Annotated in this window: 24 protein-coding genes; 5 read left to right on the top strand and 19 right to left on the bottom strand. The window is 69.2% G+C overall.

Going from position 1 to position 20,740, the window contains the following annotated elements; genetic code table 11:
• Nucleotides 1-33: 33 nt before the first annotated feature.
• Genes H0B43_RS16490 through H0B43_RS16500 form a run of 3 tightly spaced genes read left to right on the top strand, consistent with a single transcriptional unit; the run spans nt 34 to nt 2,176 of the window.
• Nucleotides 34-699: a YcnI family protein gene (locus tag H0B43_RS16490; protein WP_185726947.1), complete on the top strand. Its 666-nt coding sequence runs from the start codon at nt 34-36 to the stop codon at nt 697-699.
• Complete coding sequence (locus H0B43_RS16495) at nt 699-1,232, top strand: copper resistance CopC family protein (RefSeq protein WP_185729933.1); 534 nt, start codon at nt 699-701, stop codon at nt 1,230-1,232. Before H0B43_RS16490 ends, H0B43_RS16495 begins: the two co-directional genes overlap by 1 nt.
• A 5-nt stretch (nt 1,233-1,237) precedes the next feature.
• Complete coding sequence (locus H0B43_RS16500; protein ID WP_185726946.1) at nt 1,238-2,176, top strand: CopD family protein; 939 nt, start codon at nt 1,238-1,240, stop codon at nt 2,174-2,176.
• A 48-nt stretch (nt 2,177-2,224) separates the two neighbouring features.
• Here the strand turns inward: H0B43_RS16500 and H0B43_RS16505 are convergent, their stop codons facing one another.
• Nucleotides 2,225-3,157, bottom strand: a complete 933-nt coding sequence (locus H0B43_RS16505; protein ID WP_185726945.1) for an NADP-dependent oxidoreductase — start codon at nt 3,155-3,157, stop codon at nt 2,225-2,227.
• Nucleotides 3,158-3,212: 55 nt separating this feature from the next.
• Nucleotides 3,213-3,863 carry a UdgX family uracil-DNA binding protein gene (locus H0B43_RS16510; protein WP_185726944.1) on the bottom strand — a complete coding sequence of 217 codons (651 nt, stop codon included), beginning with the start codon at nt 3,861-3,863 and terminating at the stop codon, nt 3,213-3,215.
• Between the two features lie 105 nt (nt 3,864-3,968).
• On the opposite strand from H0B43_RS16510, the gene H0B43_RS16515 reads away from it, so the two are divergent.
• The gene (locus H0B43_RS16515) at nt 3,969-4,334 is read left to right on the top strand and encodes a RidA family protein (RefSeq protein ID WP_185726943.1); all 366 of its coding nucleotides are present in this window, start codon (nt 3,969-3,971) and stop codon (nt 4,332-4,334) included.
• A 140-nt stretch (nt 4,335-4,474) separates the two neighbouring features.
• A complete protein-coding gene (locus H0B43_RS16520; protein WP_312033725.1) occupies nt 4,475-5,002 on the top strand; it encodes a MarR family transcriptional regulator in 528 nt (175 codons plus the stop codon).
• 9 nt (nt 5,003-5,011) lie between these two features.
• On the opposite strand, the gene H0B43_RS16525 is transcribed toward H0B43_RS16520, so the two are convergent.
• From H0B43_RS16525 to H0B43_RS16605, 17 genes are all read right to left on the bottom strand, one after another.
• Entirely contained in the window at nt 5,012-5,701 is a 690-nt protein-coding gene (locus H0B43_RS16525; RefSeq protein WP_185726941.1) for a TetR/AcrR family transcriptional regulator, read from the bottom strand.
• A 20-nt stretch (nt 5,702-5,721) separates the two neighbouring features.
• The gene (locus H0B43_RS16530) at nt 5,722-6,753 is read right to left on the bottom strand and encodes an aromatic ring-hydroxylating dioxygenase subunit alpha (protein WP_185726940.1); all 1,032 of its coding nucleotides are present in this window, start codon (nt 6,751-6,753) and stop codon (nt 5,722-5,724) included.
• A 2-nt stretch (nt 6,754-6,755) separates the two neighbouring features.
• Nucleotides 6,756-6,968 (bottom strand): recombinase-like helix-turn-helix domain-containing protein, encoded by a 213-nt coding sequence (locus H0B43_RS16535; RefSeq protein WP_005248918.1) that lies wholly within the window; start codon nt 6,966-6,968, stop codon nt 6,756-6,758.
• Between the two features lie 12 nt (nt 6,969-6,980).
• Nucleotides 6,981-7,940, bottom strand: coding sequence for a PDR/VanB family oxidoreductase (locus H0B43_RS16540; protein ID WP_185726939.1), 960 nt, complete (start codon nt 7,938-7,940; stop codon nt 6,981-6,983).
• 105 nt (nt 7,941-8,045) lie between these two features.
• Nucleotides 8,046-8,780 (bottom strand): MBL fold metallo-hydrolase, encoded by a 735-nt coding sequence (locus tag H0B43_RS16545; RefSeq protein WP_185726938.1) that lies wholly within the window; start codon nt 8,778-8,780, stop codon nt 8,046-8,048.
• A gap of 79 nt (nt 8,781-8,859) precedes the next feature.
• A complete protein-coding gene (locus H0B43_RS16550; protein WP_185730164.1) occupies nt 8,860-9,078 on the bottom strand; it encodes a hypothetical protein in 219 nt (72 codons plus the stop codon).
• Nucleotides 9,079-10,209, bottom strand: a complete 1,131-nt coding sequence (locus H0B43_RS16555) for an FAD-dependent monooxygenase (RefSeq protein ID WP_185726937.1) — start codon at nt 10,207-10,209, stop codon at nt 9,079-9,081.
• Nucleotides 10,206-11,855: a thiamine pyrophosphate-binding protein gene (locus H0B43_RS16560; RefSeq protein ID WP_185726936.1), complete on the bottom strand. Its 1,650-nt coding sequence runs from the start codon at nt 11,853-11,855 to the stop codon at nt 10,206-10,208. The genes H0B43_RS16555 and H0B43_RS16560 overlap by 4 nt, the downstream gene beginning before the upstream one ends.
• Entirely contained in the window at nt 11,848-12,630 is a 783-nt protein-coding gene (locus tag H0B43_RS16565) for an SDR family oxidoreductase (RefSeq protein ID WP_185726935.1), read from the bottom strand. Before H0B43_RS16565 ends, H0B43_RS16560 begins: the two co-directional genes overlap by 8 nt.
• A 17-nt stretch (nt 12,631-12,647) precedes the next feature.
• On the bottom strand, nt 12,648-13,397 hold the full coding sequence (locus H0B43_RS16570) for a 3-oxoacyl-ACP reductase family protein (RefSeq protein ID WP_185726934.1): 750 nt from the start codon (nt 13,395-13,397) through the stop codon (nt 12,648-12,650).
• Between the two features lie 2 nt (nt 13,398-13,399).
• Complete coding sequence (locus H0B43_RS16575; RefSeq protein ID WP_185726933.1) at nt 13,400-13,906, bottom strand: cupin domain-containing protein; 507 nt, start codon at nt 13,904-13,906, stop codon at nt 13,400-13,402.
• Between the two features lie 14 nt (nt 13,907-13,920).
• Nucleotides 13,921-14,703 carry an alpha/beta fold hydrolase gene (locus tag H0B43_RS16580; RefSeq protein ID WP_185726932.1) on the bottom strand — a complete coding sequence of 261 codons (783 nt, stop codon included), beginning with the start codon at nt 14,701-14,703 and terminating at the stop codon, nt 13,921-13,923.
• Entirely contained in the window at nt 14,700-15,629 is a 930-nt protein-coding gene (locus H0B43_RS16585; protein ID WP_185726931.1) for a VOC family protein, read from the bottom strand. The genes H0B43_RS16580 and H0B43_RS16585 overlap by 4 nt, the downstream gene beginning before the upstream one ends.
• A 207-nt stretch (nt 15,630-15,836) precedes the next feature.
• Nucleotides 15,837-17,345, bottom strand: a complete 1,509-nt coding sequence (locus tag H0B43_RS16590; protein WP_185726930.1) for an aldehyde dehydrogenase — start codon at nt 17,343-17,345, stop codon at nt 15,837-15,839.
• Complete coding sequence (locus H0B43_RS16595; RefSeq protein WP_185726929.1) at nt 17,342-18,724, bottom strand: MFS transporter; 1,383 nt, start codon at nt 18,722-18,724, stop codon at nt 17,342-17,344. Before H0B43_RS16595 ends, H0B43_RS16590 begins: the two co-directional genes overlap by 4 nt.
• Before the next feature lie 116 nt (nt 18,725-18,840).
• Nucleotides 18,841-19,548 (bottom strand): ABC transporter ATP-binding protein, encoded by a 708-nt coding sequence (locus H0B43_RS16600; protein WP_185726928.1) that lies wholly within the window; start codon nt 19,546-19,548, stop codon nt 18,841-18,843.
• Nucleotides 19,545-20,585, bottom strand: a complete 1,041-nt coding sequence (locus H0B43_RS16605) for an ABC transporter permease (RefSeq protein ID WP_185726927.1) — start codon at nt 20,583-20,585, stop codon at nt 19,545-19,547. The genes H0B43_RS16600 and H0B43_RS16605 overlap by 4 nt, the downstream gene beginning before the upstream one ends.
• Nucleotides 20,586-20,740: the final 155 nt, after the last annotated feature.

The following is a 20,740-nucleotide window of genomic DNA, read 5'->3' on the forward strand; positions in this document are numbered from 1 at the left end:
CTCCTTTCAGACCTCTCAAAGGACCTTCTTTCGATGAATTCCCTCGTTTCCCGTGCCCTTTTCACGGCCGGTGGTGCCGGTGGCGCCATGTTGCTCGCGGCCGGTTGGGCCGCTGCCCACGTGACGGTCGTCGCCCCCGGCGCCGAGCAGGGCGGCTACTCCGTCCTGACGTTCCGCGTTCCCACCGAGTCCGAGACGGCGTCCACCACCAAGCTGACGGTCACGCTCCCCGACCTGAAGTCGGCCCGCACCACACCGCTGCCGGGGTGGACGTCCGTCGTCGAGAAGGACTTGACGTCGCAGGTCGCGAAATCGGTGACGTGGACCGCCGACCCCGGCGTGGGGGTCGCGCCCGGTCAGTTCCAGCAGTTCGAACTGTCCGCGGGACCGCTGCCGGACAGCGACGAGGTGTCGTTCCCGGCCGTGCAGACGTACAGCGACGGCGAGGTCGTGAACTGGGATCAGGCCGCAGGGCCCGACGGCGCGGAACCCGACAAGCCGGCCCCCTCCCTCACCCTGGCCGCGTCGAGCGGTGAAGATCACAGCCACGACGCCGGTGGCTCCACCACGTCCGAGGAGACCGAGCCGACGGGGTCCGGCACCGACGACACCGCCCGTTGGCTCGGCGGTATCGGGCTTATTCTGGGCGCGCTCGGTGCGGCCCTCGGTCTCGGCGCGATGGTCCGGAGCCGGCGATGATGAGAAGACGCGCCACCCTCACCTCGGTGAAGGTGATCGCGGTCGGGCTGCTGACCATGCTGGGGAGCATGCTCGGCGTCGGCACCGCGTTCGCCCACTCCGTCGTGATCAGCTCGACCCCGGAGAACGGGGCCGAGATCGCGTCCGGGCCGGAACGGGTGAGCGTCATGTTCAACGAGGCGCTGCAGGAATCGTTCGCGTCCCTCACCGTCGTCGGACCCGACGGCAACCTGTGGAGCAAGGGCGACCCGGTCGTCGAGGGGCCCACCGTCAGTGCCGAACTCGGCGACCTCGGACCGACCGGGGTGTACACCATCGCGTTTCGCGTCACCTCCGCCGACGGGCACCCGGTGAGCGGAACCCGCACGTTCACCCTCACCCAGGAAGGGTCGGGCACGCCCGGTGCCGCAGCCGACAGCTCCGGTGAATCCGGCGGTGGCGGAGTTCCGCTGTGGCCGTTCATCGTTGCCGGCGTGGTCGTGTTCGGCGGCGGCTTGTGGTTCGCACTTCGCAAGCCTCGCGGCGAGAACTGAGCGAGGTGGGTACGGCGCGGCAATCGTGGCTGCTGTTCGCCGTACCCACGGCGCTCGTCGGCGTCGCGTGCGGTTGGGCGTTGGCGCAACCGGAAAGTCCCACGCCGTCGAGCGCCGTCCGCGCGCTGTGCCTGGTACTCGGTTCGGCGGTCCTCGGGCTCGCCGCACTGTGCTGGTGGAGTCGCGGTGACAGCCGGCCCCTCGGACGGGACGACCGACTGTGGCGGTTGTCGACCGCGATCGCCGGTGCGTGGATGCTCGCCGAGGCGGTACTGCTCGCGATGACGGCGTCCGAGGCCGACGCCCTGGCACTGTCGGAACTGTCGGTCGGGCGGTTCGGCGCCTACGTCACCGAGATCAGTGCGGGCCGCGTCGACGTCGCCGTTCTCGCGTGCACGGTCGCGGCCATCGGTTGGTCGGCGGTCGCGTTCCGTCGCAGTGAGGCCCGCATCCCGGTCCCGGTGCTGGTTCTCGCGGCGCTCGCCCTGGTGGCGCGGCCGATCACCGGACACATGTCGCAGCAGGTTCTCGGCTCGGTCCTCGACGTCGTCCATGCACTGGCCGCCGCCGTCTGGTTCGGGCTCCTCGCGGCCCTCGGCCTGATGCTCCGCTCGCGCGGCGACTGGTCGTCCTGGCTACCGCGGTATTCGAGTGTCGCGTGGCGGTGCGTGTGGCTGCTGACCGCGACCGGGGTCATCGATGCCGCGGTCCGGCTGGGCGGGGTGACGCCGCTGTTCGACACCGGCTACGGCCGCATCGTGCTCGCCAAGGCGGTCGCGCTGGCGGCACTCCTCGGGCTGGGCTGGTGGTGGCGTCGAACGTGGGTCGGGCAGGCGTCCGCGCACCGCATCAGCGCCGAGGCGTCACTGCGCCGCGCGATCTTCGAGGTGGTGGTGATGGCGGTCCCGTTCGGTCTCGCCGCCGCGCTGGCCACCACCGCCTGACCCGTGAGTACCTATTGACCGCGCGTGGTTGACAAGTACTCACGGGCGTCAGCGCATGAGGAGGATCTTCCCGCGGCTGCCGCCCTTCTCGCCGGCGCGCTGAGCGTCGGCGGCGTCGGTCAGCGGGAACGTGCGGGCCGGTGGGAGGGCCAGCGTGCCGGCTGCGGCGAGATCGCCCAGGCGACGCAGTGTCTCGGCGCTCCGGTCGTCGGCATTGCCCGACGAGAATGTGATGCCCAGCCCGAACGCGGCACCGTCCGACAGCGTCACGATTCGGTCGGTGCCCCCGCGCAGGTCCATTGCCGCCTCCAGCCCGCCGAAGCCTGCGTCGAGGACGGCGTCGACACCGTTCGGGGCGAGTTCGCGCACCCGGGCCGCGAGGCCGTCGCCGTAGGTCGTGGGGGTCACGCCCAGTTCGCGCAACGCATCGTGGTGTTTTTCGCTCGCCGTGCCGATCACGGTGACCCCCGCGTCCCGCGCCAGCTGCACCGCAAGGGTTCCCACCGCTCCCGACGCGCCGTTCACCAGCAGCGTCTCACCGGTCTTCAGCTTCAGGAGCCGGAGTCCGCGCGTGGCGGCCTCGCCGGCGACGGGAATGGTGGCCGCGTCCGTCCAGCTCAACCCTTTCGGCTTCGGCACGACGATCGAGGCGAGCGCGTATTCGGCGTAGCCACCGGTGTCGGACCAGCCGAACACCTCGTCGCCCACCAGCACACCGGTCGCGTCCGGCCCGACCGCGTCGACGACGCCGGCCACTTCGCTGCCGGGGATCTTCGGGAACTGCACCGACATCACCTCGGCCATCGACCCCGACCGCAGCTTCCAGTCGATCGGGTTGACGCCGGCCGCCCGGATGACGAGGCGCACCTGGTTTCCGGTGGGCTCGGGCACCGGCACGTCGAGGGTCTCGAGGACCTCCGGACCGCCGTAGGACGAGTAGGACACTGCCTTCATGGTTTGGTTCGCGTTCGAATTCGTCATGGGTTCAATCTCGTCCTCGACGGTCCGCCGCGCCACACATTCGGCGGGTTGATCGTCAGAGTGCGGCAGCGGCCGTTTTCAGGTCGGCGACGAGGCCGTCGAACGCGTGTTCCCGTTCGTCCGAGGGTCCACGAAGCACCGCGGACGGGTGGATCGTTACGAAGACGTCCGGATCCGCACCGGCGTCCACCTCTCCGTCGAGGTGCAGCAGTTCGCCGCGATGCTCGGTGAGGCGGAACGACGGGCCGAGCATCGCCTGTGCGGCGGTGGCTCCGAGGCACACCAGGACGTCGGGTTGCACCGCCGCCAGTTCGGCGATCAGCCACGGTCGGCACGCGACGATCTCGGTGCGGTTCGGCTTCTTGTGGATTCGACGCTTGCCGCGTTCGGCGGGGACGAACTTGAAGTGTTTGACCGCGTTGGTGACGTAGATGAGATTCCGGTCGATGCCCGCCGCGTCGAGCGCCTTGTTCAGGAGTTTCCCCGCGGGACCGACGAATGGTTCGCCGGCGCGGTCCTCCTGGTCGCCGGGTTGTTCGCCGACGAGCATCATCCGCGCGGTCCGCTTGCCTGCACCGAAGACGGTTTGCTCGGCGTCGCGGTAGAGATCGCAGCCATGGCACCCGTCCGCGGCGTGAGACAACGCGTCGAGGTCGACGGTGTCGGGCACGAAGGGCGCCGCCGAGGGCTTGTCCGCTTTCGGCATGCGGGCCGAGTACCCGTCGGCGGATGTTTCATTTCCGTGACACTGTCAATTAGTTTAGCGCTAAGATATAATTACGGGAGCAGCCCACCGAGAAAGCGAGACTCCATGTCCCTCACCGACGTCACCGCCCACCACCCCTACAGCCCGGCCGTGGTCGCGGGCGGCCTCGCGTTCGTCTCCGGTGCCCTCTCCGTCGATGCCGACGGCACTGCCGTCCCGGGCCGCACGGAGGCGCTCGACGCCGCCGTCGACCGCATGGTCGATCGTCTCGCCACCGTCGGCGGGAAGCTGCAGGACGTCGTCAAGCTCACCTACTACGTCACCGACCTGTCGTTGCGCGAGGAGGCGAACCGCCAGTTCGAGCGCATCTTCGACGAGCCGCGTCCCGCGCGCACGTTCCTCGAGGTGAGCAGCCTCCCCTACGGCGCGATCGCCGAGATCGACGCCGTCGCGGCGGTCGAGGGTCGCTGACGGCACACCCGTCCGGCGGCGCCGCGGGTCCCCGTTTCGAGAAATCGACGGGGACCCGCGGCGCGTCGCCGTCACCTATGCTCGTTCGATATCTTGGTACTAAACAGATAGACCCTCGAGGATTCCAGGAGGTGCGCCCGGTGACGCAACGCCCCGTTCCAGCTCGCGATGCCGTCGACGACATCGTCGACCAGTGGGCCCACCAATGGCCCACCCTGGACGTGAGTCCGTTGAAAGTGCTGGGTCGCCTGCATCGTTCGTACCTGCGCTACCAGACTTCATTGGCCGCCGTCTTCGAGGAGCACGGCATCAACATGGCGTCGTTCGACGTTCTGGCCGCCCTCCGGCGTTCGGGTCCGCCGTACCGGATGACATCCGGACAGCTGGCGGAGTCGGCCCTCGTCACCACCGGCGGAGTGACGCTGCGCGTCGACCGCCTGGAGAAGGCGGGACTCGTGCAGCGCGAGCGCGACGCCGAGGACCGGCGCATCGTGCACGCGCAACTCACCGACGAGGGCCTGCGGGTGATCGAGAAGGTCGCGGAGGCACACTTCGCCAACGAGTCACAGATCCTCAGCGGGATGTCGAAGGACGATCAAGCTGCCTTGGCGGAACTGCTCCGCAAACTCGAGCACTCGATCGTCGAGAACCAGGCCCCCCACACCTGACCCCCGGATTCAGCTGGCGGCGCGGGTGGTCAGATCGGCGACCTCGCCGAGACCGATGAACCGTTCGGACGCCGCCGTCATCTCCACGATGAAACGCCTCTGCTCGTCGGGCGACGCACCGATGAGGCGCGCCGCGCCCGTCCACTGCGCCTCGGCCAGTTTGCGGGCGAGCTGGGCGGGTTCGGCGCACGGTGTCGCGATTCCGGCCTGGTTGAGCCGTTCGATGAACCGGATGTACCGGCCGAGGATCCGGTTGTGTGCCGCCTCGAGTTGCTCCCCGATGACCGGGTCCACGGCGGCGCGGTCCTCGATCATCGTGAACAGGCGACCACTGCTGTAGACGGTCTCGATGAACGCCGCCGTGGCCGCGCGCAGGATGCTGCGCGGGTCGGCGTCCGGCGGGACGGGGATGCGTTGCGCCTCGACGAACGTGTCGAACACGTCGGCGGCGACGGCCCGGAAGGCGTCGTCCCGGGAGGCGAACCGGGCGGTGAATTCGTCCTGCGACACTCCGGCGGCGGCGGCGATGACCGCCTCGGTGGTGCGCTCGTATCCCAGCTCTGCGAAGCACCGCCCCGCCGCCTCCACCAGCGCGAGCCGACCTCGATCGTCACCGTTCGTAAGCACCGCACGCGCCTCCTCGTACCCCGGCCGGCGCCCGACGTGTCGGCCGTCACACATTCTTAGTTGACATTTCATTCAAGTCAACCCGCGCGACGCTACGCCCCCTGAAGCGCCTTCGCCTGAGCCTCGGCCTGCGCCCGGTACAGGCGGCGGAGCCGGATGACGCCGAGGTCGTGCTGGTACAGGTTCTCGGCCTGGTCCGCGTCGAATGCCATCGCCTCGAGCATGGTGCGGTCCTGCTCGAGCACCACCCAATGCCGCTCCTCGAGCTTGGTCCGATACAGGAACCGCCAGACGTCGCGCTCCCAGCCCTCGACGCGCCGGTAGCGCCAGAAGAACACGGCGGTGGTCTCGGCGTCGATCGGCGTTCCCATCCCGACGATGCCGAACGACCCGCCCGGACCCGCGGTCGGCGGGTACGGGATCTCGAGGTCCACCCAGTCGATGCCGGTCCGGCAGAATTCGACCCAGTCGAAGTTCACACCGCGCTGGTCGGTCTTCTCGAAGAAGAACCCGCGATCGGTTTCCCGGATCCGGAACTTCGCGGACGTCTCGCCGCCGAACATCGAGTGCGATTCGCGGTGCAGGAACGCCCCGTGCATCGGGTCGAGCAGGTTCTCCAGCGTGAACCGCCAGGGCGCCTTCCACTCCGCGTAGCAGAGGAAGTGCGAGATGCCGTCGTCGGTGAGGCGCTCGGGCAGTTCGAGCGGCGCGGGTTCGGCGTCCGGGTCGGTGCCGAACCAGGCGAGGACGGCACCGGCGACCTCCTGCACGGGGAGGCTGGTGACGAGCCGCTTGCCCTCGAGGGTGCAGCCGGGCATGCCCGGGACGGACACGACGGTGCCGCCGCCGTCCACCTGCACGCCGTGGTACTGGCAGGCGACGCGATCGCCGAGGTGCTGCCCCTGTGACAGCGGGGCGCCGCGGTGCGGGCACCGGTCGGCGAGCATGCGGAGGGTGCCGTCGGACTGACGGAACAGCAGCCAGTCCTCGCCGAGGCGGCGCACCTTCTTCATGTCGCCGCGCGCCACGAAGTCGGACGGGCACACCGCGTGCCACTGGTCGCGCATCCCGGTCGCGAAGATCTCTTCGCCGGTCAGTGCCGCCTTGTGCAGTCGGTTCACCATGGTCAGGCCCCCATCCGTCGGATCTCGTCCGTGAAAGTGTCGGTGGTCCAGGCGTCGCCGCCGGGACTGTGGATACCGAGGGCGTTGAGACCCTTCACCAACCCCTCGAGGTGATGCACACCGGTGCCGAAGACCTCTTCGATCGCACCGGCCAGCTTCCGCTCGTACGGGGTGGGTGCCGTGCCGGACTGGCGTGGTTGCAGATACAGGCTCATCGTTCTTCCCTTCTAGAGGTCCAGCACGAGCTCGTCGGAGCGGGCGCGGGAAACGCAGATCATGATGGTGGTGCCGGACTCCTGCTCGGAGCTGGAGAGCAGGGAGTCGCGGTGGTCGGGGGTGCCGGCGAGGACGCGGGTCTCGCAGGTTCCGCAGATGCCTTCGCGGCACGAGTTGGGGACGTCCACTCCGGCATCCTCGAGGGTGTCGAGGATGGTCCGGTCGGGGGCGACGGTGGCGGAGATGCCGGACCGTTCGCAGACGACGCGGACGGGACGGTCACCGGCGAGCGTGTCGGCGGGAATCTCCCTCGCCTTGAACCGCTCGAGCCGGATGGCGCCGTCCGGCCAGGAACCGGCGAACCCCTCGACCGCGCCGAGCAGCCCCTCGGGACCGCACGCGTAGACCAGGGTCTCCTCGCGGGCGGTGCCGAGGACGGCGGGGAGGTCGAGGATGCCGTCGGCCTCCTCGGTGACGACGTGCACGCGGTCGCCGTATGCGGACAGTTCGTCGAGGAACGCCATCGACGCGCGGGCTCGTCCGCCGTAGTGCAGTTCCCAGTCGGCGCCCATGCGCTCGGCTTCACCGACCATCGCGAGGATCGGCGTGATGCCGATGCCGCCGGCGATGAAGACGTAGCCCTTCGACGGCAGCAGTTCGAAGTTGTTGCGGGGCGCGCTCACCGACAGGCTGTCGCCGGGACGTAACGTCTCGTGGACGTGGCGGGAGCCACCGCGCCCGGTCACCTCGTGGAGGATCGCGATGCGATACCCCGTCTTGTCGTCGGGGTCTCCGCAGAGCGAGAACTGCCGGATTGTCCCGCGGTTCAGATGCAGGTCCAGGTGGGCGCCGGGCGTCCACCGGTCGACGGCGCCGCCGTCCTGCCGTTCGAGGCGGAGCGAGACGACGCCCGAGGACTCGACCCGCATCTGACGCACCATCATGGGGACGGTGTCTGCGTCTGTTGTCATCGCTCACTCCCAAGCTCAACCCGAAGGCATAGTTCCTTAGTGCTCAATAATTTAGCACTAAGATGTATCGTGCGCCACAGTCGAGGGGAAATTTCGCAGGGGCGGCTATTCGGCTTCGCGGTACCGCGCTGTCTCGGCCGCCAGCCGATCCTCGTACGCCGTCGCGAGGTCGTGCAGACTCTGCACGCAGTCACCGGCGAACACCGGCGCGTGCATCGGCGCCAGCACCAGCGGCTCCAGGGCGGCGAGGTCCCGGATCGTGGGCCCGAGAGCCGGTGTCAGACACGTCGCGCTGCCCATGTCCTCCGCCGCGATGGCCGGGCCGACGATCTCCTCCTCGGTGGTCGCGGGGTGACGGCCGAACGCGGTGAACAGGTCGCCGCTGAACAGCGTCTGCGTCGTCTCCTCGAACATCAGGCCGGCGTCCCACCCGTGGGGAACGTGCGGGGTGTCGAGGTGACGGACCCGCCGGGTGCCCGTCTCCAGCACGTCGCCGTACTGCAGCGGACGCGGCGTGCGATCCGCCAGGTCGTTGACCTGCACGAAGCACCCCATCGCCCCGTGTGCTACCTCGGCATTCGGCGCCGCCGCCAGCCACGAGTTCATCGCCCCGCACTCGTCGGCCTCGACGTGCCCGAACGTGATCCACCGCAGCCTGTCGAGGGGAATCAGCCGACCGACCGCCGCGGACACATCCGGGAACAGCGCACGCTGACCGGTATGGAACAGCAGCGCGTCCTCCCCGTCGACGAGGAACTGGTTCATGATCAGATTGGGCTCGTCCAGATACGTGGACAGCCGGTAGATGTCGGGAGCGATCTCGGTAATCGTGGTGTCCATCCGTGGCTCCGATCACGTCGCGGGGTCGTGAGCTCCACCCTTCTCGGGACAGCGACGGCGCGCAAGATCTGCGAAAGAGCTACCGTCGCTGCCCGACGCCGATCCGGACGAGATCGTGCCCGACCGGTCCGATGTGAGAGAGAACCACTTGGCGGACGTCCGCGTCCGTGTCGACGCGCCCGACGTCCTGCGCGGTGGTGTGCGATGCGCAACTCGTCGCGGCGACGGCGGTGGCGGCCGAACCCAGCAGGGCCAGTGCCCGCCGTCTCGACAGCGACTGCCGGCCAACGGGTTCCATCTACACGCCTGCTCGGACCGAAGCCAATTCCAACCGCACCTGCCAGGCGTCGTATTCATAGACCCAGTCGCCGTTGCCGGACACTTTGAGCCATTCGTTGGATCGTGAGCCGCGCTGAATCCGCGAGGTACGCTCCAGACGCGTCTGCTGGTAGGTCTGCAGCGCGACTACGGGGTCGTCGAACAGGCTCAGACAGCGGGCGAGGACGACGGCGTCTTCGATGGCCATGCCGGCTCCCTGCGCCATGAACGGCATCATCGGGTGCGCGGCGTCGCCGAGGAGCACCGACCGTCCGTCGGTCCACGACTCCAGCGGGTCACGCACGTAAAGAGCCGATTTCAGGACCTCGTCGCACGCGTCGAGGAGGGTGCGGGCCTCGGGGTGGAAGTCGCGGTAGAGGTCGCGCAGTTCGGTGACCGACCCCGGTGTCGTCCACGACTCCTCGGTCCACTCGTCCTGCGCGCAGGTCGCGAAGATGAAGATGTCCTTGCCCTGGTTGAGGGGGAACGTCACGATCTGGGTCGACGGGTCCGGTCCCCACCACTTGGTGAAGCAGTCGAGGTTCGGCAGGTCGCCGACGCGTTCGGTGGGGACCACCGCGCGGAACGCGACGACCCCGGTGAACGTCGGCTGTTCCCGGCCGAGGAGCGCGGTCCGGACCGCCGAGTGGATGCCGTCGGCACCGACGATCACGTCCGCGGAAGCCCCACTGCCGTCGGTGAATTCGATGCGTCCGTCCGCGACGCCACTGACGCGGCGGCCCATGTGGACGAGATTCGGCGGCAGCCGGTCCTCGAGGGCGGTCATGAGGTCGCCCCGGTGCATCGTCAACTGCGGTGCGCCGTACTGCTGTTCCGCGGTGTCACCCATCGGCAGTCGCGACGTCTCGACACCGGCGTCCCACGTGCGGCTGATCCGGAACTGCGGCCGGGCGGCCGATTCGCGGATCGCCGGTCCGACACCCAGTCCGTCGAGCGCCCGGACGGCGTTGGGGGTCAGGTTGATGTCGGCGCCGACGCGGGCGAACTGCCGGGTCTGCTCGTACACGGTGACGTCGAGGCCGAACTTCCGCAGCGCGAGGGCTGTGGCCAGGCCACCGATTCCACCGCCACACACGGCGATCGTCGTCATCGGGCATCCTTTCCGGGAACGGTCACGGGCGGGGTGAACGGTGCCGGCATCTCGCCGTAGGAGGCCAGATCGACCTCGACGATCACCGGTGCCTGCCGCGACACGGCATCGACGAGCACGTCGTGGGCCTCGCCGGCACCACCGATCCGCAGGTACGGCACGCCGATCGACTGCGCCAGCAGCGGGAAGTCGGGGGTGACGAGGTCGACGGCGTAGGTGTCCTCGCCGCCGCCCTTCTGCATGTTCCGCAGCACACCGTAACCGCCGTCGTTGAACACGAGCAGCACCAGCCACGGCTTTTCCTGTGCCATGGTGAGGATCTCGCCGAAGTGGACGGCCAGTCCGCCGTCGCCGACGAGGGCGAGGGTGGGGCGGGTCTCGTCGGCCAGTGCGGAACCGATGGCCATGCCCAGGCCCTGCCCGATGCCGCCGCCGCGGGGGAAGACGTTGGACTTGGGATCGAACATCGGCAGCAGCCGGTTGCCCCAGGAACTCGACGCGATGGTGACGTCGCGGGCGATCACGGAATCGTTCGGGAACGCGGCACGCACGGCGTCGCAGAGCACGGCGTGGTCGCCGAGCCCGGCGCGCTGCTTGCTGCGCACCAGTTCCCGGGTAGCGCGGGCCCGTTCGGTCCACGACGCGTCGACCGGGGCCAGTTCCGACAGGCTCGTCAGGAATGTGGCGACGTCGGCGGTCACCCCGGCCTGCGCGGGGTAGACGCGGCCGAGCGCCGCCGGGTCGAGGTCGACCTGCACGTGGACGTCCGGGACGGGCATCGAGTAGTCGCCGGTCTCGTTGGACCGGAAATGCGTTCCGAGCGACAGCAGCAGGTCGGCGTCCTGCAGGAGTTCCCGGCCGGCCGGGGTGTTGCCGTAGTTGCCGACGCACAGCGGGTGGTCCTCGGGCACGGCACCGCGGCCGGAGTTGCTGGTGAGCATCGGGACTCCCCACCGCTCCACCAGCGCGGTCAGCTCGGCACCCGCGGTCGCGACGCCGCCGCCGGCCCAGATCACCGGACGTTCCGCCGACCGCAGGAGGGCGAACGCGACGGCCAACTCGTCGGCGTCCGGCGTGCGCGGCGCCTCCGTGACCGGCTCGGCCACGTCGATGACGTGTTCCGCGTACTGGAGGTCGATCGGCCATTCGATGCTCGACGGGCCGCCGGGCGCGGCGAGGGCCGCGGCGACGCCTTCCCGCAACACCTTTCCCGCGCTGTCGGTGTCGAGGATGGTGGCGGCATGCTTCGACGTCGCGGTCAGCATGCCGAGCTGATCCTTGGTCTCGTGGATGAATCCGCGGCCCGAACCGAGGTAGCGGCTCTCGACGTTGCCGGTCACATGAAGCACCGACGTTCCGGCACTGAGGGATTCGATCAGCGAGCCCGCGGCATTGCCGGCTCCCGTGCCGGTGCTGGTGAGCGCGCAGCCGAGTCCACCGGTGGCCCGGGCGTATCCGTCGGCGGCGCTGACCGCGGTGGCCTCGTGCCGGACCGGCACGAACCGCAGGTGCTCGGCGACCGCCTGCACCAGGGGCTGATTGTGGACGCTGACGATTCCGAAGACGGTGTCGACACCGGCCTCCCGCAGCACCTGCACCAGCAGGTCGCCGCCGTTGCCAACAGACATGGTGTTCCTCTCAGACATAGCGCGCGACGCCTCCGCAGACGTCGAGGCTGGTACCCGTCACATACGACGAGCGGGGAGACAGCAGGGTCACGATCATGGCGGCCACCTCGTCGGCGCGGCCGAAGCGGCCGAGCCCGATGCCGCGGTCCTGGGCGATCTCCGCCTCCCAGTCCGCGAACGACGCGTCGGTTCCCGACTCTTCGTAACGGCGCCGCCACTGGCCGGTGTCGACCAGTCCGAGCGACACCGAGTTGACGCGGATGCCGTCGGCGGCGAGTTCGAGCGACAGCGACTTGCTGAGGTTCAGCAGGCCGGCCCGGGCTGCGCTGGTGGTGACCAGCCGCGGCTCCGGCTGCCGGGCGAGGACGGCCGAGATGTTGACGATGGCCGCCGCATCCGACTTCCGCAGCGCCGGCAGGGCGGCGTCGACGGTATTGAGGACACTGGAGAATTTCAGGTCGAGTTCGTCGCGCCAGTCGTCGAGGGTCGCCTCCCCGCGGGGCACCATCCGCGACTTGCCCGCGTTGTTGACGAGGCCGTCGAGGCCGCCGAAGCGATCGACGCCTGCGGCGACGAGACCGGCGACCGCGGCGGGGTCCCGCACGTCGCACGCGGCGGTGAGGACCCGCTCGCTGCCCGGCAGCGGCGCGATCACGGCGTCGAGCCGGTCGCGGTCGCGGGCACAGGTGACCACGTTGGCACCCTCCTCGAGCAGCATCGCGACGGTCGCGAGCCCGACGCCGGAACTTCCGCCGGTCACCAGGTGGGTGCGGTCTTTCAGTTGCAGGTCCACGCCGTGGTCCCCTTCTTCTAGTGCAGGACGAATCCGCCGTTGACGACGAGTTGCTGGCCGGTGATGTACGACGCCTCCGGCCCCATCAGGAATGCGACGGCGCCGACGAGGTCGTCGGGGCGCTGCGGCCGATCGAGCGCCCGGTTCAGTCGGTACAGCTCGTGCCGGTGCTCCGGAACCTGCTCCGCCGATTCGCTTTCCGTCAGACCGGGCGACACGGTGTTGACGGTGATGCCGTGCGGACCGAGGTCCCGCGACATCGCCCGGGTGAGGGCCGCGACCCCGCCCTTCGACGTGATGTAGTGCGCGAGGCGCGGCGAGCCGTACAGGGCGGCGTCGGAGCCGATGGTGACGACCCGACCGCCCCCGTTCCCGATGATGGCGGGAACGAGTGCCCTGCTCACGAGGAACGTGCCGCGCAGGTTGACGCCCAGCACGCGGTCCCACTCGTCGATGCCGAGTTCGTGAATCGGCTTGCCGCCCACCCCGTCCGCGAGCGCGGCGTTGTTGACGAGCCCGTACAGCGGTCCGCCCGCGGTGACCGTGGACGCCATGGCGTCCACCGACTCCGGGTCGCGGAGGTCGACGTGGACGAACTGCGCCTTCACCCCGTCCGCGCGCAGGCTCTCGGCGGCCGGCTCGCCCCAGTCGGCCCGGATGTCGGCGAGCCAGAGCGTTGCCCCGTCCGCACCGAGTCGGCGGGCGATGGCCAGGCCGAGGCCACGACCGGCACCGGTGACGACGATGTTCTTCCCGTCGAGAGTCACGGTCAGTCCCGCGTCACACCGTGCATGGCCGACGTCTCGGGGTACGTCGGGATCTGCGGCTTCTGCGCGCCGATGATGACGCAGAACAGGGCGTCGGTGGTGCCGTTGTTCTTCAGGCTGCGCGGCACTCCGGCCGGGACGACGATCATGTCGCGGTAGCCGAGGGTGCGCTTCTCCACCTGGCCGTCGCGGTGGACGCCGACCTCCACCTCGCCCTCGAGGACGAAGAACGCTTCCTCGGCGTCGTGGTGGGTGTGCTCCGGGCCCTCGGCGCCGGGAGGAAGCAGCATGTTGGAGAACGTGAATCCGCGCGAAACGATGGTCCGGTTGTCGTTCTCGTGGTTACCGGTCGCACCGGAACCGACGTAGCGAATCTGCGCGCGCTTGAACTGGTCGCCGGCCTTGGCCTGGAAGCCCAGGGTGTCCCAGTCCTCGTGGCGGGAGCCACGGGTGAGGATGAGCGAGTCGGTGAATTCCTTCAGGTCGGCGGTGCCGTATTCGAGTGTCATGTCGTGCTCCTTCTCTAGAGGTGGTTGCGCAGGCGTTCGGTGATGTGGATGAAGGATTCGACCCAGGCGTCGAACGCGTCCGGCCGCTCCTGGTTCGCGAGGTGTCCCGCACCCCGGATGGTGACGAACACGGCGCCCGGGATGCCCCCCGCGAGAACCTGACTCGCCGGGATTCCCGTCACCGAGTCCTCGTCCCCGCTGAGGACGAGCGTCGGGATGTCGATCTTCGGGAGGTCGGCGGTGTGATCGGTCGCGGCCATCGAGTCGGCGGCGTACCCGTAGCCGGGCAGCCGGATCGATGCGGCCATGATCGCGGTGGCCTTCGCCACCAGCTCGTCGTCGGCGGTGCCGGAGAGCAGTCGCGGGGCCCGGTCGGCGGCGAAGGCTTCCGCGCCCTCCCGTTCGAGCGTCGCGGCCCGGGAACGCATCCGGTCGGCGGCGTCGCCGTCTGCTCCCGAGCCGACGGTGGAACTGCCGAGCACCAGACTCCGCACGAGGCCGGGATGGCGCATCGCGAGACGGGTGGCGATCACGCCGCCCCACGACATGCCCAGGACGTGGGCGCCGGCGTCACCGCAGCGGTCGCGGATGACGTCCGCCGCGGCGTCGGCGTAGTCGTCGAGGTCGAACGGACGTCCGGGGTCTTCGCTGCGGCCGTAACCGGGGGCGTCCCAGGCCAGCAATCGCAGCGACGACGGCAGTTCGTCGAACTGCGGCGCGAAACTGTCGGCGCTGCCACCGATCCCGTGCAGCATGAGCAGCGCGGGGCCGGAACCGGATTCGACGACGTACGTCACGACGCCCGCCCGAGATCGAACCGCTCAAACGCGCCGGGGTCGGGGACGCCGGCCATGTGGTCGCGGACCTGCTTGGACGGCGGACCCGCGGTGCCCCACAGGTCGGACAGTTCCGGCACCCGGCGCCACACCTTGCACAGCCACCGGTCCTCGTCGACCTGCGCGATGCCGGACGTGTACTCGCACACCAGCCCCGCCGGGTCGGCGAAGTAGGAGAAGGTGTTGTCGCCGGGGCCGTGCTTGCCCGGACCCCACAACGGTGTCGTGCCGTGGTGGCGGAGCCGGCCGATGCCGCGCATGAAGTGGTCGACCGTGGGCATCTCGTAGGCGACGTGATTGACGGACGTCCACTCGGCCTGGTTGAACGCGATGCTGTGATGGTCGGTGTTGCAGCGCAGGAACGCCATCTGGTGCTCGGACCAGTCGGAGACCCGCATGCCCAGGACGTCGCAGTAGAACTGCACCGCGGCGTCGATGTCGACCGTGTTGAGGACGACGTGCGTGACGCCGACGGGCACGGCGTCGTCGCGGCCGAGTTTCGGGACGGCGAGCGCATCGGCGAGCAGTTCGACGATGCGGCCCTCCGGATCGACGAGGCTGACGCCGTAGCCGCCGCCGAGGTCGTCGACCGGCCCAGGGCCGCTGACGATCGGGACGCCGCGGAGTTCGAGCCGGCGGGCCGCCTCGTCCACCTCGGCGGGAGTCGCGACGGCGAAAGTGATGCGGCCGAGACCGTTCCGCTCCGCCTGGGTGAGCTGCAGCGCATGGTGGTGCTCACCGGTCCCCCGCAGCCAGGCGCCGTCCGTCCCCTGCTCGACCACGCGCAGCCCCCACACGTCCGAGTAGAACTCGGTGGATTCGACGCTGGCCTGCGTGCGCAGTTCGACGGAGCGCAGGCACCGCAGCCGGGCTATGGGTTGGTTCATCGCATGCCTCCAGTTGCTTAGGTCTCAATATCTTAGCGCTAAAGTATTGGGGCGTACAGAGCTGATCGAAATTTCTTTCCGTCCCGCTACCGCGCCGCCCGCTCCGCCGCCCCGTGCGCCGCCTTCGGTGCCGCCCTTTTCGGCGCCCAATGTGACATTGGTTCAGTCAGACTGCACCGGTGTGACATTGGCCGAAGCCACGGCAAGTCAGTCGGCCCAGGGATTCGGTTCCTCGTCGAGGCCCCAGTAGATGCTTTTCTGCCGGGAGTACGCGGCGATCCCCGCGCGGCCCTTCTCCACACCCAGCCCGCTTTCCTTCACGCCGCCGAAGGGGGTGGAGATGCTGAACTGTTTGTAGGTATTGATCCACACGGTGCCCGCCTGGAGTCGGCGGGCGAGTTTCCAGGCCCGGCGGTAGTCGGACGTCCAGATTCCCGATGCGAGACCGAACACCGAATCATTGGCCTGCGCAACGAGATCCGCTTCACCGTCGAACGGCAGCACCACGAGGACGGGTCCGAAGATTTCCTCCTGGCAGGTGCGTGAGCTGTTGGGCAGTCCGTCGATGACGGTGGGCGGGTAGTACGCGCCGTCGCGGAGTCGCTCGTCGTCGGGAATCGCTCCGCCGCACAGGACGCGTCCGCCTTCCTCGCGGGCGAGGTCGACGTACGCGGCGACGCTGTCGCGGTGCCTGCGGTGGACCATCGGTCCGATCTGGGTGTCGGGGTCGCGGCCGGGCCCGAGACGCAGTCGCTGCGTCTTGGCCACCAGTTTCTCGACGAACTCGTCGTAGATGCGGCGGTCGACGAACAGCCGGGAGCCGGCGATGCAGCTCTGCCCGGTGGACGAGAAGATTCCGTACATCACGCCGTTCACGGCGGCGTCGAGGTCGGCGTCGTCGAGGACGATGGTCGGCGACTTGCCGCCCAGCTCCAGCGACACGGGCATCAGCTTCTCGGCCGCCGCGTGGGCGATGGACCGTCCGGTGTTGGTGCCACCGGTGAACGTCACCTTCCCGACGTCGGGGTGGGTGACGATGGCGTCGCCGACGACGGAACCCTTGCCCGGCAGCACCGACAACAGCCCCTTCGGCAATCCCGTTTCGTCGATGAGCCGGGCCAGTTCCAGCGACACCAGCGGCGTCCACTCGGCGGGCTTGAGGACGACGGCGTTGCCCGCCGCGAGGGCCGGGGCGATCTTCTGGGCGTCGCTCGCGACCGGGGAGTTCCACGGCGCGATGGCACCGATGACGCCGATCGGTTCGTGGACGCTCATCGTGAGGAAGTTGCCGCGCGGGGCGGTGAGGTCGTCGTCCGCGGTTTCGAGGACGCCCGCGAAGTAGCGGAACGTGCCCGCGGCACTGCCGACGAGAGCCGTCGTCTCGGCGACGGTCTTGCCGGTGTTGTAGCTCTGCAGCAGCGCGAGCCGGGACGTGTTCGCCTCGATGGCGTCGGAGATGCGGTGCAGGTACTTCGCCCGCTGGTGCGGGAGCGGCGACCGCCACGCCGGGTCGTCGGCGGCGGCGCGGCCCTTCCGGACCGCTTCGTCGGCGTCGTCGGCGGTGGCCTGGTGGATCACCTGCAGGGTCTCGCCGTTCGACGGGTCCGTGACGGCGAAGGCGGGGCCGCTCGCCTGCCGCCACTCGCCGGCGACGAGGATCCGGTCGGCGACCGGGACGAACGGCAGCGTCCGGGGTGCGGTGTCGAGAATGGTCACTGGGAGATCTCCTCGAGTGTCTTTTCGCGGGTCTCGACGGCGAAGAAGCCGACGACGAGGGCGCCGACCAGCGCGACCGCGGAGAACATTCCGAACACGACCGTGAGCGTGCCGCCCCCGTCGAGGATGGCGCCGACGGCGAGGGGCCCGACGATGATGCCGAGGCGTCCGCTGGCTCCGCCGATCGCGCAGCCGATGGCCCGCATCCGGGTGGGATACAGCTCGGCGGTGTAGACGTAGAGCGCCATGTTGACGGCGAAGACGAACAGCGCGGATCCGGCCGACCAGAGCAGGACCTTCGTCGCGGTGTCGGCGCCGGATGCCGCGAGCAGGAAGAGCAGCGACGAGCACAGGACCATCGACGCGGTGATGCAGATGCGGCGACCGAGGTTGTCGATGAGGAAGGCGACGAGGACGCAGCCGATCAGTCCGGCGACGCTGGTGACGATGCTGTAGTGCAGGGCGGTGCCGACGCTGACGTGGAACGCGGATCGGTACAGCGTCGGCAGCCAGGACGCGATGCCGTAGTTGACGAAGTAGGCGCAGCCCCAGATGGCCGCGAGCATGAGGGTTCGGCGCAGGTAGATGCCCCGGAAGGCCTCCGCGAACGTTCCGCGTCGGGTGTCGACGGCGACGGCGGGCAGCGGCTGCGGAGCTGGGAGCGTCTTGCCGTACTTCTCGGTGATCTCGTTCTCGATGCGGGTCATCGCCTTGTGCGCGTCCTCGGCACGACCGCGGGACGCGAGCCAGCGCGGGGATTCGGGAAGGCGCCACAGCATCGGCAGCAGTACGACGGGCAGCGCGCCGAGCGCGAAGAGGATCTTGTAGCCGTAGTTGGGGACGATCCACGCCGATACGATCGCCGACATCACGAGGCCGATCGGGAAGATCACCTCGTAGAGCAGCACGAATCGTCCGCGCTTGTGCGCTTTGGTGATCTCGCCGATGTAGCTCGCGGCCACCGGGACCTCGGCGCCGAGGCCGATGCCCTGCACGAACCGGAAGACGAGGAAGAGCACCAGAGAGTCGGTGAACGCCATGCCGAGGCTCATCACGGCGTACAGCGCGAGCGAGGCGATGATGACGTTGAGCCGGCCGACGCGGTCGGCGAACCAGCCGCCGGCGAGCGCGCCGACGAGCATGCCGATGCCGCCGATGGCGATCACCCAGGCGATGTCGCCGGGAGTCAGGCCCCACTTGGGGGTGAGGACGGGAAGCGAGTACGCGATCATCAGCTGGTCGAAGCCGTCGAAGAACGTGACGGCGCCGACGATGACGCGTGCCTTGATGTGCCACCTGCTCATCGGCAGGCGTTCGAGTCGGGCGCTGATCATCTCAGCTGTGGCAGCCATGGCGGGCGATACCGTCGTCATGAGCATCCTCAGGGTCGGGTCGAGGCATTTACTTAAGCCCTCAAAGGCTTACCGCTAAGATGTAATCTCACGCACATGAGAAACGTCAACCCTTGACTTTGAAAAATACCTGTGAATACGTGTTAACCCGCGGTTGACAAGTACTCACAGGTGAGCGAGCCGTCGACAACACGGTGGACTGCATCCATTCTGCACAGATGCGTGCGGTCGTGTGTCACGAGCAGCGTCGCGACCTCACGCTCCCGGACGACACCGAGGATCAGGTCCATGATCGCGGCGCCCCGTTCCTGGTCGAGCGCGCTGGTCGGCTCGTCGACAACCAGCAGCGACGGGTCGTTCATCAGGGCCCGTGCCAGGTTGACCCGCTGCCGCTGCCCACCCGACAGCTGCGCCGGTCGTTTCCCCGCGTCGTCGGCCAGCCCGACCGCGTCGAGCAGGTCGCGAGCCTTCGCACGCCCCGCCCGCCGCGGCACGAACAACCGCTGCCCGAGATGTGTCATCACCTCGAGCTGTTCGAGGGCCGTCAGCGACGACACGAGATTGGACTGCTGGAACACGATGCCGATCCGATCGCGCCGCAGGGTCGACGCCTCACGCCGGCTCAACGCGGTGAGTTCCGTCGTCCCGAGGCGGACCGACCCCGAGTCGGGACGGATCAGTGTCGACGCCACCGCGAGGAGTGTCGACTTTCCGGAACCGGACGGACCGGTGATCGCGGCAATCTGTCCGCGGTCGACGGTCAGCGACACCGAGTCGAGGGCGGTGACGCGTCCCGCGCCGTCGGGGTATGTGAGCGTGACGTCGTCGAAGGTGAGGGCGGGGGTGGTCAACGTGTGCTCCCGAGGGCGGTGAGGGGGTCGGTGGTGACGAGGAAGCGGAGCGCGAAGGCGGCGCCGAGGAGGCCCAGCCCGACGAGGGCGGTGGCGGGCAGGACGGTGGTGGAGGCGTCGAGCACGAACGGGACCGCGTCGCCGATCATCGAACCGGCCACCGCTGCCACCCCGACACCGGCCCCCGCACCGGCGAGCAGGACGACGAGTGCCTGCCCGAGCGCGTCCCGCACGAGCGACCCGGTGGACGCGCCGAGCGCCTTCAACGTCGCGACATCGGGGGTGCGCTGCAAGGTCCACACAGTGAAGAACGCGCCGATCACCAGCGCGGAGATCGCGAACAGCATCACCGTCATCAACGTCAGCGACCCGTTCTCGGACGTGTAGGAGCCGATGGCCGACAGGGAATCGGCCACCGGACGCGAGGTCGTCCCCGCGACCGTGTCGGTGGCGTCCGCCCCGCCCGACACGGCCAGCACCGTCGCGGCCCCGCCGCGCGGGTTGGCGTGCTGCCAGTCGGCGAGTGTCATCCACACGACGGGGCTGTGGCTGTACCAGTCGTCGCCCCGGACGGCGGAGACGGTGAAACAGTCGCCGCCGATCGTCACCTCGTCGCCGGCGGCTACCCCGAGCGACCGCGCCGCACCCTCGCCGAGGATCACGCTGCCGGGCGTGCCCGGGGCGCGGTCGCCGACCCCGCCGTCGGCGCCGACGAACGCCACCGTCTTCGATGACCCGCCCGGGACGGACGCCGCGCCGCGAGCGATCCCGATCGGGTCGACCGCAGCGCCGCTGCCCTGCCACACCGCCACCTGCTCGGCCGTCAGCACGGACTCGTCGAACGACGGGCCGTCATCGGTATCGGCGAAGACCACCGACTCCGCGCCGAGGAGTTCCACAGCGGACACGTTCTGGTGGCGCAGTCCGGACGTGAGTCCGCTGAGGAAGGTCACGAGTAGCGCGATCAGCACCACGACGACGGATATCAGCGCGAATCGACCGCGCGCCGCGCGCAGGTCTCTCGATGCGACGAACACAGGTAGTCCTCTCCACGACCGCGCTCGCGGCCTCCGAACTCACGGTGCCCCGATCGCCGCACCGTTCCATCGCACGTCGGATGGACTTCCCGGCCGTCGAAGGTCGGGGTACCCGCTCCGACTTTCGATGGATGCCGGGCCATCAGACCTCGATA

The organism is Rhodococcus sp. 4CII, from assembly GCF_014256275.1.
Lineage (GTDB): Bacteria > Actinomycetota > Actinomycetes > Mycobacteriales > Mycobacteriaceae > Rhodococcus_F > Rhodococcus_F wratislaviensis_A.

What these genes read in the sequence shown, in the direction of transcription:
- H0B43_RS16490 (WP_185726947.1), top strand. Translation starts at nt 34, where the DNA reads ATGAATTCCCTCGTTTCCCGTGCCCTTTTCACGGCCGGTGGTGCCGGT.
- H0B43_RS16495 (WP_185729933.1), top strand. Translation starts at nt 699, where the DNA reads ATGAGAAGACGCGCCACCCTCACCTCGGTGAAGGTGATCGCGGTCGGG.
- H0B43_RS16505 (WP_185726945.1), bottom strand. Translation starts at nt 3,157, where the DNA reads ATGACGAATTCGAACGCGAACCAAACCATGAAGGCAGTGTCCTACTCG.
- H0B43_RS16510 (WP_185726944.1), bottom strand. Translation starts at nt 3,863, where the DNA reads ATGCCGAAAGCGGACAAGCCCTCGGCGGCGCCCTTCGTGCCCGACACC.
- H0B43_RS16515 (WP_185726943.1), top strand. Translation starts at nt 3,969, where the DNA reads ATGTCCCTCACCGACGTCACCGCCCACCACCCCTACAGCCCGGCCGTG.
- H0B43_RS16525 (WP_185726941.1), bottom strand. Translation starts at nt 5,701, where the DNA reads ATGAAATGTCAACTAAGAATGTGTGACGGCCGACACGTCGGGCGCCGG.
- H0B43_RS16530 (WP_185726940.1), bottom strand. Translation starts at nt 6,753, where the DNA reads ATGGTGAACCGACTGCACAAGGCGGCACTGACCGGCGAAGAGATCTTC.
- H0B43_RS16535 (WP_005248918.1), bottom strand. Translation starts at nt 6,968, where the DNA reads ATGAGCCTGTATCTGCAACCACGCCAGTCCGGCACGGCACCCACCCCG.
- H0B43_RS16540 (WP_185726939.1), bottom strand. Translation starts at nt 7,940, where the DNA reads ATGACAACAGACGCAGACACCGTCCCCATGATGGTGCGTCAGATGCGG.
- H0B43_RS16545 (WP_185726938.1), bottom strand. Translation starts at nt 8,780, where the DNA reads ATGGACACCACGATTACCGAGATCGCTCCCGACATCTACCGGCTGTCC.
- H0B43_RS16550 (WP_185730164.1), bottom strand. Translation starts at nt 9,078, where the DNA reads ATGGAACCCGTTGGCCGGCAGTCGCTGTCGAGACGGCGGGCACTGGCC.
- H0B43_RS16555 (WP_185726937.1), bottom strand. Translation starts at nt 10,209, where the DNA reads ATGACGACGATCGCCGTGTGTGGCGGTGGAATCGGTGGCCTGGCCACA.
- H0B43_RS16560 (WP_185726936.1), bottom strand. Translation starts at nt 11,855, where the DNA reads ATGTCTGAGAGGAACACCATGTCTGTTGGCAACGGCGGCGACCTGCTG.
- H0B43_RS16575 (WP_185726933.1), bottom strand. Translation starts at nt 13,906, where the DNA reads ATGACACTCGAATACGGCACCGCCGACCTGAAGGAATTCACCGACTCG.
- H0B43_RS16585 (WP_185726931.1), bottom strand. Translation starts at nt 15,629, where the DNA reads ATGAACCAACCCATAGCCCGGCTGCGGTGCCTGCGCTCCGTCGAACTG.
- H0B43_RS16595 (WP_185726929.1), bottom strand. Translation starts at nt 18,724, where the DNA reads ATGCTCATGACGACGGTATCGCCCGCCATGGCTGCCACAGCTGAGATG.